Genomic DNA, 14,294 nt, shown 5'->3' on the forward strand with positions numbered 1-14,294 from the left:
GATCGCCGGCCACGGGCAGCAGCGCGGACAGGATCGCCGTTTCGCGCAGGGCGGTGCTGATTGCCCCGGGGGTTGACGCTGACGTTCCTGCGGGCATGCAGCAGGGCGGCGAACAGGACCGCGCAGAACACTCCGGCGACATGGCCGATTTCGTTTGGGTATCCCGCCGCAGGCAGCGGCAAGACGTAAAGAAAACGCCGCCCGCAGGCGGCGTTTTCAGTCAGCGGAGCTGCAGGGCTTACAACTTGGCGCGCTGTTCCTGCAGGCCGGCCAGCTGGGTTTCCCAGTCGACCAGGCGCACGCGCTCCTGTTCGACCACGGCCGCCGGCACCTTGTCGGTGAACTTGGACAGCTTGGTCTGGCTCTTCTCTTTCTCCGCCGAAACGCGGGCGATCTCCTTGTCCAGACGCGCACGCTCGGCGTCCAGATCGACCAGGCCTTCCAGCGGCACCAGCAGCTTGAGCTCGCCGACCACCGCCGGGGCTACCGGCGGGCAGGCCTCATCGTTGGCCAGCCAGCTGACCGTTTCGAGCTTGAGCAGGAAGCGCAGCTGGGCGGAGAAACGCTCCACCCGGCCGCGGTCGGCCGCCGTGCCGCTCTGCAGCAGCAGCTTGATCTGCTTGGACGGCGGCACGTTCAGCTCGCTGCGCACGCGGCGCAACGCGCTGACCATGGTCTTGAACCATTCCACGTCGGCTTCGGCCTGGGCGTAGTCGCCGGCGAACTCGGCGGCGGTCGGGTAGCTGCGCAGTGACAGCGTGTCCACTTCCAGGCCCAGGCGCGGCGCCACCTGCTTCCACAGCTGCTCGGTGACGAACGGGGTCAGCGGGTGCAGCAGGCGCAGCACGGCTTCCAGCACGTACAGCAGGGTGTGGCGGGTGCTGGTGGCGTCGGTGGCGTTGTCAGCCGCTTCCAGGGTCCTGCCTTCAGCGGCACTCGTGCTTCCTTGCACAACGCCGTTGAGCGCCGGCTTGGTCAGCTCCAGGAACCAGTCGCAGAACTCGTTCCAGACGAACTCGTACAGCGCCTGCGCCAGCAGGTCGAAGCGGTAGTCGGCGAAGTGCTGCTGCGCTTCGGCCGCGACCTTGGCCAGACGCGCCAGGATCCAGCGCTCTGCATCGGTGCGCGGCTGCGGTGCGCCGCTGAAGCTCGCACCTTCAGTGTTCATCAGGGTGAAGCGGCTGGCGTTCCACAGCTTGTTGCAGAAGTTCTTGTAGCCCTCGGCACGGCCCATGTCGAACTTGATGTCGCGGCCGTGGGTGGCCAGCGCGGCGATGGTGAAGCGCAGCGCGTCGGCACCGTGGGCGATGATGCCGTCCGGGAATTCCTTGCGCGTGGCTTTCTCGATCTTCTCGGCCATCTTCGGCTGCATCAGGCCGTGGGTGCGCTTGGCGACCAGGTCGTCGATGGTGATGCCGTCGATGATGTCCAGCGGGTCGAGCACATTGCCCTTGGACTTGGACATCTTCTGGCCCTGCGCATCGCGGATCAGGCCGGTGATGTAGACGTCCTTGAATGGGATCTGCCCGGTGAAGCTGTCGGTGGCCATGATCATGCGCGCCACCCAGAAGAAGATGATGTCAAAGCCGGTGACCAGCACGTTCGACGGCAGGTAGCGCTCGAAACCGCGCTCGGCCATTGCCTGCTCGTTCGGCCACCCCAGCGTGGAGAACGGCCACAGCTGCGAGGAGAACCAGGTCTCCAGCACGTCGCTGTCCTGGGTCAGCACCACGTCGGCGCCCAGGCCGGCCTTGGCGCGGGCGTCGGCCTCGTTGCGCCCCACGTAGCAGTTGCCGGCCTCGTCGAACCACGCCGGGATGCGGTGGCCCCACCACAGCTGGCGGCTGATGCACCAGTCCTGGATGTTCTCCATCCAGTGGCGGTAGGTGTTGATCCAGTTGCCCGGCACGAATTTGATGCTGCCGTTCTCGACCAGCTCCAGGCCGCGCTTGGCCAGCCCGTCCATCTTCACGAACCATTGGGCGGTGAGGTAGGGCTCAATGATCTGGCCGGTGCGGTCGCCGCGCGGCACCTGCAGCTTGTGCGCCTTGGTCTCGACCAGGATGCCCAGATCTTCCAGCTCGGCCAAAATCAGCTTGCGTGCTTCGAATCGGTCAAGCCCGCGATAGTTTTCAGGGATTAAGTCAACAGTTCCGGACGGAAGAACTTCAGGTCCGAAGCTCTTACCTTCGACCAGAATGCTCCCGTCGGGAAGGGCTTCGTCCGCAGACTTGCTAGCACCGTCTTGCCATCTGCTCCACTTGATTCGCGCACTAGGGGTGAACAAATTGATGGGTGCGCCCATTTCCTCCTTGTGGCGCTGCCAAACCTGGTAGTCGTTGAAGTCGTGCGCCGGGGTCACCTTGACCACACCGGTGCCGAAGGCCTTGTCCACATACTCGTCGCCGATCACCGGCACGCTGCGGCCGGTCAGCGGCAGGGTCACGCGCTTGCCGATCAGGTGCGCGTAGCGGCTGTCTTCCGGGTGCACCATCACTGCGGTGTCGCCGAGCAGGGTTTCCGGGCGGGTGGTGGCCACGACCAGATAGTTGCGGGTCTCGCGCAGGGTCTCGTTGCCGTCGGCATCCACTTCGACGTGCTCGTAGCTGGCGCCGTCTTCCAGCGCGTAGGCGATCGACCACATGAAGCCGTCTTCTTCCACGCTCTCCACTTCCAGGTCGGAAATGGCGGTCTTCAGCACCGGGTCCCAGTTGACCAGGCGCTGGCCCCGGTAGATCAGGCCCTGCTCGTGCCAGCGGAGGAAGGACTCGATCACCGCCTCGCTCGGGCCCGGGTCCATGGTGAAGGTGCTGCGTGACCAGTCGGCCGAGGTGCCCAGGCGGCGCATCTGGCCTTCGATCACGTTGCCCGAATGCGCCTTCCACTCCCACACCTTGTCGATGAAGCCATCGCGGCCCAGCGAGTCGCGGGTCTCACCCTTGCCTTCCAGCGCCAGGTTGCGGCTGACCACCATCTCGGTAGCGATGCCGGCGTGGTCGGTACCGACCTGCCACAGCGTGTCGTAGCCGCGCATGCGGTGGTAGCGGATCAGCGCGTCCATCAGCGTCTGCTGGAAGGCGTGGCCCATGTGCAGGGTGCCGGTGACGTTCGGCGGCGGCAGCAGGATGGTGTACGGCTCGCCCTTGCCGGACGGCTTGAAATGGCCGGCCTTCTCCCACCCATCGTAGAGATCGGTTTCGAAGGATTTGGGGTCGTAGCTGGAGGCGAGTTGGGTCATGCGGGGAAAACCGGAAAAAGGCGGGGAAGGGAGATCAGCGGCCCAGGGCGCGCTGGATCTTCTGGTCGGTGTGGTATTGGCTGACCGCGTAAGCGGCCCAGATGGCGCCGGGCAGCCAGCCGATCAGGGTCAGCTGCAGGATCAGGCAGACAATGCCGGAAATGGGGCGGCCGATGGTGAAGAAAGCCAGCCACGGCAACAGGATGGCGATCAGCAGGCGCATGGGTAGTCCTTTACATGTCGTATTTGTTGAGCGTGTAGCCGGCGGCCTTGTACTGGCGCCAGCGCTCACGCAGCGGTTCGCGTGCGGCCGGATCGGCCGGCACCACTTCCAGCACCCGGTTGCAGGCACCCAGATAGGGCTCGTCGCGCAGGTTGATCACCAGCGGCCGCTGCGGCGCCTCGGCGCCCGGCGTGGCGATCAGCACGATGGCTTCCTCCTCGTCCACATCCTCGCCGACGATCTGGTGCGGGATGTAGGCGTCCGGGTCGAAGGACCACAGCAGCTCGTCCAGCTCCTCGGCCTGGGCGGCATCGCGCGCCAGCACCAGGGTGTACAGGTTCCCGTCGTTGGCCTTGCGGGCCAGCTCGCACACCAGCCGCAGCGGTTCGGTGAGGAAGCGCGGCTTGGCGATCAGGTAGAAATCGGCACGGGACATGAAGACTCGATGCGTGAAGAAGGAAGAGGCCGCGGACCAGGGCCGGAGGTTGCAGCCGGCCCTGGTCTGGTAACGCCTGTTACGCGATGCGGTCCAGCAGCCACTGGCTCAGCAGGCCGACCGGCCGGCCGGTGGCCATGCCGCGCTTGCCTTCATCGCTGGCCACGCCGGCGATATCCAGATGCGCCCAGCGCTGGCCTTCGGTGAAGCGCGACAGGAAGCAGCCGGCGGTGATCGCGCCACCCCAGCGGCCGCCGATGTTGTAGACGTCGGCGAAGGTCGAATCCAGCAGCGGCTGGTACTCGTCCCACAGCGGCAGGCGCCAGGCGCGATCGAACACATGCTCGCCGGCGGCCAGCAGTTCGTTAGCCAGATCGTCGTGCTTGCTCATCAGGCCGGCGGTCTGGTGGCCCAGGGCGACCATGCAGGCGCCGGTCAGGGTGGCCACGTCGACCAGCGCGGCCGGCTCGAAGCGCTGCGCGTAGGTCAGCGCGTCGCACAGGATCAGGCGGCCTTCGGCGTCGGTGTTGCCCACTTCGATGGTCTTGCCCGACATCGAGGTGATCACGTCCGAGGGGCGGTAGGCGTTGCCGTCGATGGCGTTCTCCACCGCCGGCACCACCACCACCAGGTTCAACGGCAGCTTGGCCTTGACGGCGGCGACGAAGGTGCCGATCACGTTGGCCGCGCCGCACATGTCGTACTTCATTTCCTCTATGCCGCCCTGGGTCTTCAGGTTGACGCCGCCGGTATCGAAGGTGATGCCCTTGCCGACCAGCACGTACGGCTTGGCGTCACCGCCGTTGTTCCACTTCAGCACCACCAGCTTCGGCCGGTTGGCCGAGCCGCGGGCCACGGCCAGCAGCGAGCCCATGCCCAGGGCTTCCATCTGCGCCTCGTCCAGGACCTCGGCTTCGGCACCGTCGTGTTCGGCGGCGAACTTGACCGAGGACTCGGCCAGATAGGCCGGGGTGCAGTAGTTCGGCGGCAGGTTGCCCAGCTCGCGGGCGTACTCCACGCCCGAAGCAATCGCCTGGCCCTGGGCCAGCGCGGTTTCATCGCCGCCCAGGATCGCCAGCGCTTCCAGGCCGGCCGGCTCGGGCTTCTTCTTGCCGAAGGTGGCGCTGTAGCGGTAGCTGGCGTGGTTGGCGGTGATCACCGCCTGGCGGATGTTCCAGGCCGCGTCGCGGCCGGCGACCGGCAGTTCGGCCAGGGTGAGCAGGGCGCTGCGGGTGGCGCCACTTTTCAGGGCGCGGGCGGCATCGCCGACGGCCTTGATGTACTGGGCCACGCCGAACTTGGCCGGATCGCCCAGGCCGATCACCAGCACGCGCGGGGCGGTGACGCCGGCCACATCGTGCAGCAGCGTCGAATTGCCGGTCTTGCCGCCGACATCCCCCCGCTCGACCAGCGCCTTGAGGCGTCCGCCGGCGGCGGCATCCAGCGCCTGCGCGGTCGGAGACAGCGACTTGTCGGCGAAAGCGCCAACGACGATGCAATCGAATCCGGCGGTGGCCGGGGCGGCGTGGTTCAGGGTGAATTCCAGAGACATTGATCAGATTCCGTTGCCAAATCCGTACAATCGCGGTCTGTTCATGCATGGCCGGTGTGGCCGGGCATGCCGCGGACGAAACCGAGAGTTTAAACCACCGACCCCATGGCGAAGCTTGACCGCTACCTGCTGAGCGACTTCATCCAGAGCTTTCTGGCCACTTTGACAGTCCTGCTGGTGGTGAGCGTGGGCGGCGTGCTGGTGGATATCCTCGGCCGCATCGCCGACGGCCGCATGCCCGCCGGCCTGCTGCTGTCGCAGCTGGGCCTGCAGTTCATCGCCTATCTGCCCATCATCCTGCCGCTGGCGCTGATGCTGGGCCTGGCGCTGGCCATCGCCCGGCTGTACCGGGATTCGGAAATGGCGGTGCTGACCGCCGTCGGTGTCGGTCCCCGGCGCCTGCTCAAGCCGATCCTGATGCTGGTGGTGCCGGTGGTGCTGGTGGTCGGGCTGTGCTCGTTGTGGCTGGGGCCGTGGGCCAGCCGCACCGCCACGGCGATGGTTGAAAACGCCAGCCGCTCGATGGTGGTGGCCGGACTGGAGCCGGGCCAGTTCACCTCGCTGCCGGGAGGCGGCATCGTCTATCTGTCCTCGCTCAGCGAGAACGGCACCCGCATGGGCAAGGTGTTCATGCAGCGGCAGAAGGATGGCCGGATCGACGTGGTGTCGGCCAACGAAGGTTCGATGTTCTTCGAGGGCGAGCGCCAGCGTTTCCTGCGGCTGGAAGACGGGTACCGTGTCGAGGGGCCGGAAAATGGCGCGCTGGACTACCGCCTGATGCGCTATGCCAGCAACGAGGTCGGTCTGCCCGACCGCGAGGACGCGCGGGAGCAGGATGATCCGGAAATGCTGTCCACGCTGCAGCTGTTGTCCGATCCGCGGGTGGAGGCCAAGGCCCAGCTGCACTGGCGCATCACTCCGCCGCTGCTGGCGCTGGCGTTCGCCCTGCTGACCCTGCCGCTGGCGCGCAGTGCGCCGCGGCAACAGCGTTATGGCCGGATCATGCTGGCCTTCCTGGCCTATCTGGTGGGTATCAACCTGATGATCGTGGGTACCCAGTGGCTGGCCAAGGGCAAACTGCCGGCCGCCGCCGGCCTGTGGTGGCTGACGCTGCCGTTGCTGGCACTGGCGCTGTGGCTGTACTTTCGCGACGGCCGGCTGGCCCGCCGCCGGAGGGCGGCGGCATGAGGCTGATGCCGCGTATCCATGACCTGTATATCGGTCGCACCGTGCTGCTGACGGTTGCGGTCGTCTGGATGGTGCTGCTGGGCCTGGATGCGATCCTGGCACTGTCCGGCGAGGCCAAGAATATCGGCCAGGGCAGCTACACCTTCGGCCATGCGATCGCCTGGACCGCCTATACGCTGCCGCGCCGTGCCTACACGCTGTTCCCGATGGCGGCGGTGATCGGTGCGCTGATGGGGCTTGGGCAGCTGGCCGCGACCTCGGAGCTCACCGCGTTGCGGGCGGTGGGTGTGTCGCGGCGGCGGATCGCGATATCGGTGGCGATCGCGCTGTCGCTGCTGACGGCAGTGATGGTCATCAATGGCGAGACCCTGTCGCCGTGGGCGCAGAACCGCGCCGATGCACTGCGTTCCAGTGCCCGCTACGAGACCGACATGGCCATGGCCCGCTATTCGGGATTGTGGGCCCGCGAAGGCGATACCTTCCTCAATGCGCAGACCGGTGAGGAGCAGTTGACCGAAGACGGTGCCACCCGTCTGGTGCTGCATGACGTGCGCCTGTACGAGCTGGATGCGGCCGGTCGTCTGGCCACGCTGACCTACGCGGTGACTGCGCGGCATGACGCCGGCGGCTGGGTGCTGGAGAAGGTCCGCCGCGACCGCTTCGCTGAGCGCGCGGTCACGCGCACCACGGTCGAAAGCGAGCCGTGGAACTCGCAGCTGGATGCGGCCGCGCTGGCGGCCGGTCTGGCCAAGCCGCGCAACCTCAGTGCCGCCGAGCTGCGCACCAGCATCGAGTACCGCAAGCGCAACGGGCTGGATGCGCGTGACTACGAGGACACCTACTGGGGGCGCTGGTTCTATCCGTTGAACGTGCTGGCGCTGTGCCTGGCGGCGGTGCCGTTCGCCTTCGGTTCGCTGCGCAGTGGCGGCATGGGCAAGCGGCTGTTCATGGGTATGCTGTTCGCGCTGGGCTTTTTGCTGCTGCAGATGTTCTTCAGCCGCATGGCCGGCGCGCTCAAGTTCGACTACCGCATCGCCTATGCTTTGCCGCCGATCCTGATGCTGCTGATCTCGCGCTGGCTGTTCCACCGGCGGCGCTGAACGCCGGCCGCGCGCAAATGCACGGGGCCGCACCGCCGGGGCTGTGGCGTAGCCGGGTCAGTCGCCGCGGGGGATGCGCACCAGCCGGGTGCCGCTGAGGCGGTCATGCAAGGTCAGCTTCTGCCTGTCGACCAGCGCCCACCAGAAGCCCAGTCCGCCGCACAGCAGTGACACGGTGCCGCCGAGATAGCGCAGCCACAGCGTGGACCAGCGAAGCGGCGCGCCCGTTTCGCCACGCAGGTACAGCTGCCACGGGCGCATGCCCAGGGTCTGGCCACCGCGTCGCCAGCTGATGGTGGCGTACAGGCCGGCGATGACCCAGCAGCCCAGCCACAGCAGCCATTGCAGTGCGCTGAAGGGGGCGATGTTCTCGCGCGCGCCGTGCCCGGCAACAGTGAAGCCCAGGGTGAACAGCGCCGACAGCAGCATCCACAGCGCCAGTGCCGGCCACAGGTCATAAAACAGGGCGGCCAGGCGGCGCGGCAGCAGCGCGCTGGGGCGTTCGGGGACGGCGCTCGGTTCGCTCATGGGGCGAGCATACGGGCTTGTGGCCCGCGGTTGGATGGGCGCCGGCGGCGGGCAGGTTCTATGCTGTTGCCGATGTCTTCGATCACGACTCCCGCCGAACGCCGCCAGCTGGTGCGGCAGCTGCCGCCGTTGCGCGATGCCGATGGCCGCCACATCCAGCGTTTTCTCGATGCGATCTGGGCCGAGCAGGGCCTGGCGCGGGCCTCGCTGGACAGCTACCGCCGTGATCTGGAAGGCCTGGCGCGCTGGCGCGACGGTGCCGGTGGCGGTCTGGCCGGGATCGATCGTGCCGGACTGTTCGACTATCTGGCCTGGCGCACCCGGCACGGCTGGACGGCGCGCAGCAATGCGCGCCTGCTCTCGGCCCTGCGCGCGTTCTTCGCGCTGGCGGTGCGCCGCGGAGAACGTGCCGAAGATCCGGCCGCGCTGCTGGAGCCACCGAAGCTGCCACGTCCGCTGCCCAAGGCATTGGCGGAAAGCCAGATCGAGGCGCTGCTGGCGGCACCCGATATCGGCACTCCGGTCGGCCTGCGCGACCGGGCGATGCTGGAACTGATGTACGCCGCCGGCCTGCGGGTGAGTGAGCTGGTCCATCTGCCGGCCAACGCGGTCAACCTGCGCCAGGGCGTGCTGCGGGTCACCGGCAAGGGCAGCCGGGAGCGGCTGGTGCCGCTGGGCGAGGAATCCCAGCACTGGCTGGAGCGCTATCTGGATCAGGCCCGGCCGCTGCTGACCGGCGGCAAGCCGGTGCCGGCCACGATAGACGGGCAGGTGCCGCTGTTTGTCGATGACAAACGCCAGCCGCTCAGCCGCCAGCAGTTCTGGGCGCTGGTCAAAACCTGTGCCGCCGTGGCGGGGATCGATCCGGCGAGAATCAGTCCGCACGGTCTGCGCCACAGCTTCGCCACCCATCTGCTCAATCACGGTGCGGATCTGCGCGCGCTGCAGATGCTGCTGGGGCACAGCTCGCTGTCCACCACCCAGATCTACACCCTGGTGGCGCGCGAGCACCTGCAGACGCTGCATCGCCGGCACCATCCGCGCGGATAGGCCGGGCGCCGGCGGCGGTATGCGAGAATCGCCGGGTTGCCCCTTTCTCGTCAGGTTGCCGATGTTCCGAATTGCCATTGCCGCGCTGCTGGGCGCGATCAGCCTTTCCGCCTGCGCGCAGCAGACCCCGTCGGCCCCGGCTGCGGCCACGGCCGCCGCGCCGGCCGCCGAGGGCGCGGTGGACAAGCGGGTGCGCGAGGCGCTCAAGCAGCTGGACCCGAATTTCAAGCCCGATTACATCGGCGCGGCGCCGTTTCCCGGCTTCCGCGAGGTGATCGTGTCCGGGCAGGTGCTGTACGTCACCGATGACGGCCGTTATCTGATGCAGTCGGCCCCGTACGACATCGAAAAGCGCGGCATGGCCACCAGCCCGGGCCTGCTGGCCTACCGCCGTGGTCTGCTGGACACGCTGCCGCACGCCGACCGCATCGTGTTCGCGCCGCCCAACGCCAAGTACACCATCAGCGTGTTCACCGATATCGAGTGCGGCTACTGCCGCAAGCTGCACCAGGACATCGCCGAACTCAACCGCAACGGCATCGCCGTGGAATACCTGGCGTTCCCGCGCATGGGCTTGGGCAGCAAGGACTACACCGACATGATCTCGGTCTGGTGCGCGGCCGACCGCAAGGCCGCGTTGACCGCCGCCAAGGGCGGGCAGCCGGTGCCGTCGCGGACCTGCACCAACCCGGTTGCGATGCAGTACAACCTCGGCCAGCAGCTGGGCATCAACGGCACGCCGGCGATCTTCGCCGCCGATGGCAGCCAGTTGGGCGGCTACCTGCCGCCGGCGCAGCTGAAGGCCGCGCTGGAGCGGCTGCCGGCCGCCGCCAGCCGTTGAGCGGGGCGCTGACGGCAACCCTGTGACATCCGACGGAGCCGGCCCAGTGCCGGCTCCGGTACAATGGCGGGCCCATTTCCACCATGGTCTCCCGGACATGATCGTCCTCGAGGGCGCAGCTGCCCTTTCGTCGTTCCGCCGCGAACGTCTTGAATCCCGCCTGCAGTCCATCGCCGCCGACCTGCGTATCACCGGTGCCTGGCACGTCTATTTCACCCAGACCGCCGATGCCGGCGCGGTCGACCTGGCCACGCTCGGACGCATCCTGCAGGGCCAGCCGCACAGCGCCGCCCGCGCCGAAGGCGCAGTCTCGCGCTATGTGGTGCCCCGCCTGGGCACGCTGTCGCCGTGGTCGAGCAAGGCCACCGAGCTGGTGCGTGGTGCCGGCCTGGCGATCCAGCGCGTCGAGCGCGGCACCCGCATCGACCTCACTGGCTGGCCTGCCGACCCGGCCCGGCAGGCCGCCGTGGCCAAGCTGCTGCACGATCCGATGACCCAGTCGCTGCTGGCCGACATCGACCAGGCGCAGACGCTGTTCAACAGCGTCGGCCGCGGCACGCTGGAGCGTATCGCGCTGGAGGATCTGGCCGCGGCCAACAAGCGCCTGGGCCTGGCCCTGGCCGATGACGAGATCGACTATCTGCGCCAGCGCTATGGCGAACTGGGCCGTGATCCGTCCGACGTCGAACTGATGATGTTCGCGCAGGCCAACTCCGAGCACTGCCGCCACAAGATCTTCAACGCCAGCTGGACCATCGACGGCACCGAGCAGGACCGCTCGCTGTTCAAGATGATCAAGTACACCCACCAGCAGACCCCGCAGCACACGTTGAGCGCCTACAGCGACAACGCCGCGGTGGTGGCCGGTGCGCCGGCCGCGCGCTTCCGTCCGGACCCGACCAGCGGCAAGTACCGCAGTGAAGCGGTGGTGGCCAGCGCGTTCCAGATCAAGGTCGAAACCCACAACCACCCGACCGCGATCGCCCCGTTCCCGGGCGCCTCGACCGGTGCCGGCGGCGAGATCCGCGACGAAGGCGCGACCGGCCGCGGTGGCAAGCCCAAGGCCGGCCTGACCGGCTTCTCGGTCTCGCACCTGCGTATCCCGACCCTGCCGCAGCCGTGGGAAGCGCCGCGCGCGCTGAACCCGCGCATGGCGCCGGCGCTGGACATCATGCTCGAGGGCCCGCTCGGCGGCGCCGCATTCAACAACGAGTTCGGCCGGCCGAACCTGCTGGGCTATTTCCGCAGCTTCGAGCTGCCCGAAGGCGGTATCACCCGCGCCTATGACAAACCGATCATGCTGGCCGGCGGTCTGGGCGCGATCGACCGCGTGCAGGTGGAGAAGATCCCGCTGCAGGAAGGCGATGCGGTGATCGTGCTTGGCGGCCCGGCGATGCTGATCGGCCTGGGCGGCGGTGCGGCCTCGTCGGTGGCTTCGGGCGAAAGCGCCGAAGACCTCGATTTTGCCAGCGTGCAGCGCGACAACCCGGAAATGGAGCGCCGCTGCCAGGAAGTGATCGACCGTTGCGTGGCCATGGGCGCCGACAACCCGATCAAGTTCTTCCATGACGTGGGTGCCGGCGGCCTGTCCAACGCCATTCCCGAGCTGCTGCACGACTCCAATGTCGGTGGCGTGATCGATCTGGGCAAGGTGCCCACCGACGATCCGTCGCTGTCGCCGCTGGAGCTGTGGTGCAACGAATCGCAGGAACGCTACGTGCTGGGCGTGGCGCAGGAGCGCCTGGCCGAGTTCGCCGTGATCTGCGGGCGCGAGCGCTGCCCGTTCACCGCGGTCGGCGTGGCCACGGCCGAGGAACATCTGGTGGTGGCCTACGGCGCCACCCCGGGCAACACCCCGGCCGATGCGCCGATCGATCTGCCGATGGACGTGCTGTTCGGCAAGGCGCCGAAGATGCACCGCGACACCGCCCATCCGCCGGCACCGCGCTGGCCGCAGCTCAGGACCGCCGGCCTGGATCTGCACCAGGCGGGCCTGCGCGTGCTCGCCCATCCGACCGTGGCGGCCAAGAACTTCCTGGTCACCATCGGTGACCGCAGCGTCGGCGGCCTGACCGCGCGCGAGCAGATGGTCGGCCCGTGGCAGCTGCCGATGGCCGATGTGGCCATCACCCTGGCCGGGTTCGACACCTACGCCGGCGAAGCGATGGCGCTGGGCGAACGCACCCCGTTGGCGCTGCTCAACGCCGCCGCCTCGGCGCGCATGGCCGTCGGCGAAGCCATCACCAACCTGTGCGCGGCGCCGGTGACGGCGCTGGAGACGGTCAAGCTGTCGGCCAACTGGATGGCCGCCTGCGGCCACGAGGGCGAAGACGCGCTGCTGTATGACGCGGTCAAAGCGGTAGGCATGGAGCTGTGCCCGGCGCTGGATATCAGCATCCCGGTGGGCAAGGACTCGCTGTCGATGCAGGCGCAGTGGCAGGCCAACGGCCAGACCGAGAAATCGGTGTCGCCGGTGTCGCTGGTGATCTCGGCGTTCGCGCCGGTGGGCGATGCGCGCCAGCAGCTGACCCCGTTGCTGGATCGCGACGCCGACAGCGAGCTGTGGCTGATCGGGCTGGGCGCGGGCAAGCAGCGTCTGGGCGGTTCGATCCTGGCCCAGACCCATGCCGACCACAGCCCGCTGCCGGCCTTCGCCGGCGAGGTGCCGGACCTGGACGACCCGCAGCGCCTGCGTGCGTTCTTCGAACTGATCCGCGATGCGCGTGAATCGGGGCTGTTGCTGGCCTACCACGACCGCAGCGACGGCGGCGCGTTTGCCGCGCTGTGCGAGATGGCCTTCGCCTCGCGGCTGGGTCTGGATATCGTGCTCGACGCCTGGGGCGATGATCCGTTCCGCAGCCTGTTCAACGAAGAACTCGGCGCCGTGGTGCAGATCGCCAGGGAGGACCGCGCCGCGTTCGCCGACCTGGTCGAGCGCCATGCGCTGACCGAGTGCGCGCAGCGCATCGCCCGCCCGACCACCGCCCCGGTGGTGCGCGTGCAGCTGGGCAGCGACACCCTGGTGGAATGGCGCTGGGAAGAGCTGTTCGACGCCTGGTGGTCGGTGACCCACGCCATGCAGAAGCTGCGCGACAACCCGGAAGCGGCCGACCAGGAACGTGCCATCGCCCGCAACTTCAACGCCCCGGGGCTGAAGCCCCGGCTGGCGTTTGATCCGGCCGAGGATGTGGCGGCACCGTTCATCGCCACTGGCGCCCGGCCGAAGGTGGCGATCCTGCGCGAGCAGGGCGTCAACGGCCAGATCGAGATGGCCGCCATCTTCGAGCGCGCCGGTTTCGACGCCTTCGATGTGCACATGAGCGACCTGATCGAAGGGCGCGTGCAACTGGCCGATTTCCGGGGTCTGGCCGCCTGTGGCGGCTTCAGCTACGGCGACGTGCTCGGTGCCGGCCGTGGCTGGGCGACCTCGATCCTGGAGCGTCCGGCCCTGCGCGAGGCGTTCGCGGCCTTCTTCGCCCGCCCGGACACCTTCGCACTGGGCGTGTGCAACGGTTGCCAGATGATGAGCCAGCTCAAGGACATCATTCCCGGTGCCACGCATTGGCCGAAGTTCCTGCGCAACGCCAGCGAGCAGTTCGAAGCGCGAACCGCGCTGCTGGAAGTGGTGGAGTCGCCGTCGATCCTGCTGCGCGGCATGGCCGGCTCGCGTCTGCCCGTGGCGGTGGCGCATGGTGAAGGCCGCGCCGAGTTCGCCAGCGCGGTGGACCAGGCCGCCGCCAGTGTCGCGCTGCGTTACGTGGACGGCGATGGGCGCGTGGCCGACCAGTATCCGCTGAACCCGAACGGCTCGCCGGACGGCATCACTGGCCTGACCACGGCCGATGGCCGCGTGACGATCCTGATGCCGCACCCCGAGCGCACCCCGCGCACGGTCAACCTGAGCTGGGCGCCGGCCGGCTGGGGTGAGGACTCGCCGTGGCTGCGGATGTTCCGCAACGCAAGAGTATGGTGCGGTTGATCCGCCGCCACTGAGGAAATTTCCAGCTGAATCCGGGAAACCCTCCGAAACGCCCGCAGGCCAAGGCCTGCGGGTTTTTTTATGCGCGGAATCGGGCGCGGCGGCGGCCGACAGAAAGTTGCCGCATCCGCCTGTTCCACAACGGGTTTTCATGAAATT

Annotated in this window: 10 protein-coding genes; 5 read left to right on the forward strand and 5 right to left on the reverse strand. The window is 68.0% G+C overall.

Going from position 1 to position 14,294, the window contains the following annotated elements; translation table 11 throughout:
* Positions 1-238 precede the first annotated feature (238 nt).
* The 4 genes from ACVOMC_RS06535 to ACVOMC_RS06550 all read right to left on the reverse strand — a co-directional run bounded on the left by ACVOMC_RS06535 (position 239) and on the right by ACVOMC_RS06550 (position 5,449).
* On the reverse strand, positions 239-3,238 hold the full coding sequence (locus ACVOMC_RS06535) for a valine--tRNA ligase (protein ID WP_481523304.1): 3,000 nt from the start codon (positions 3,236-3,238) through the stop codon (positions 239-241).
* Positions 3,239-3,272: 34 nt separating this feature from the next.
* Positions 3,273-3,461 carry a YqaE/Pmp3 family membrane protein gene (locus tag ACVOMC_RS06540; protein ID WP_054658451.1) on the reverse strand — a complete coding sequence of 63 codons (189 nt, stop codon included), beginning with the start codon at positions 3,459-3,461 and terminating at the stop codon, positions 3,273-3,275.
* Positions 3,462-3,471: 10 nt separating this feature from the next.
* Positions 3,472-3,897 carry a DNA polymerase III subunit chi gene (locus tag ACVOMC_RS06545; protein WP_481523305.1) on the reverse strand — a complete coding sequence of 142 codons (426 nt, stop codon included), beginning with the start codon at positions 3,895-3,897 and terminating at the stop codon, positions 3,472-3,474.
* 79 nt (positions 3,898-3,976) lie between these two features.
* Complete coding sequence (locus ACVOMC_RS06550) at positions 3,977-5,449, reverse strand: leucyl aminopeptidase (protein ID WP_481523306.1); 1,473 nt, start codon at positions 5,447-5,449, stop codon at positions 3,977-3,979.
* Between the two features lie 105 nt (positions 5,450-5,554).
* Here ACVOMC_RS06550 and lptF point away from each other — a divergent pair, with 105 nt between their 5' ends.
* Both lptF and lptG read left to right on the forward strand, forming a co-directional pair.
* Positions 5,555-6,637 carry an LPS export ABC transporter permease LptF gene (gene lptF, locus ACVOMC_RS06555; RefSeq protein ID WP_481523307.1) on the forward strand — a complete coding sequence of 361 codons (1,083 nt, stop codon included), beginning with the start codon at positions 5,555-5,557 and terminating at the stop codon, positions 6,635-6,637.
* A complete protein-coding gene (lptG, locus tag ACVOMC_RS06560) occupies positions 6,634-7,737 on the forward strand; it encodes an LPS export ABC transporter permease LptG (protein ID WP_481523308.1) in 1,104 nt (367 codons plus the stop codon). The genes lptF and lptG overlap by 4 nt, the downstream gene beginning before the upstream one ends.
* A 57-nt stretch (positions 7,738-7,794) precedes the next feature.
* Here lptG and ACVOMC_RS06565 read toward each other — a convergent pair whose 3' ends face one another.
* Entirely contained in the window at positions 7,795-8,265 is a 471-nt protein-coding gene (locus tag ACVOMC_RS06565) for an RDD family protein (protein WP_481523309.1), read from the reverse strand.
* Positions 8,266-8,337: 72 nt separating this feature from the next.
* Between ACVOMC_RS06565 and xerD the strand changes: the two genes are divergently transcribed.
* The 3 genes from xerD to purL all read left to right on the forward strand — a co-directional run bounded on the left by xerD (position 8,338) and on the right by purL (position 14,135).
* Positions 8,338-9,315 (forward strand): site-specific tyrosine recombinase XerD, encoded by a 978-nt coding sequence (gene xerD, locus ACVOMC_RS06570; RefSeq protein WP_481523310.1) that lies wholly within the window; start codon positions 8,338-8,340, stop codon positions 9,313-9,315.
* 61 nt (positions 9,316-9,376) lie between these two features.
* Positions 9,377-10,156: a DsbC family protein gene (locus ACVOMC_RS06575; protein WP_481523311.1), complete on the forward strand. Its 780-nt coding sequence runs from the start codon at positions 9,377-9,379 to the stop codon at positions 10,154-10,156.
* A 97-nt stretch (positions 10,157-10,253) separates the two neighbouring features.
* Positions 10,254-14,135 (forward strand): phosphoribosylformylglycinamidine synthase, encoded by a 3,882-nt coding sequence (gene purL / locus ACVOMC_RS06580; protein WP_481523312.1) that lies wholly within the window; start codon positions 10,254-10,256, stop codon positions 14,133-14,135.
* The last annotated feature ends 159 nt before the right edge of the window (positions 14,136-14,294 follow it).

The sequence above is a fragment of the Stenotrophomonas sp. STEN014 genome, assembly GCF_056760315.1.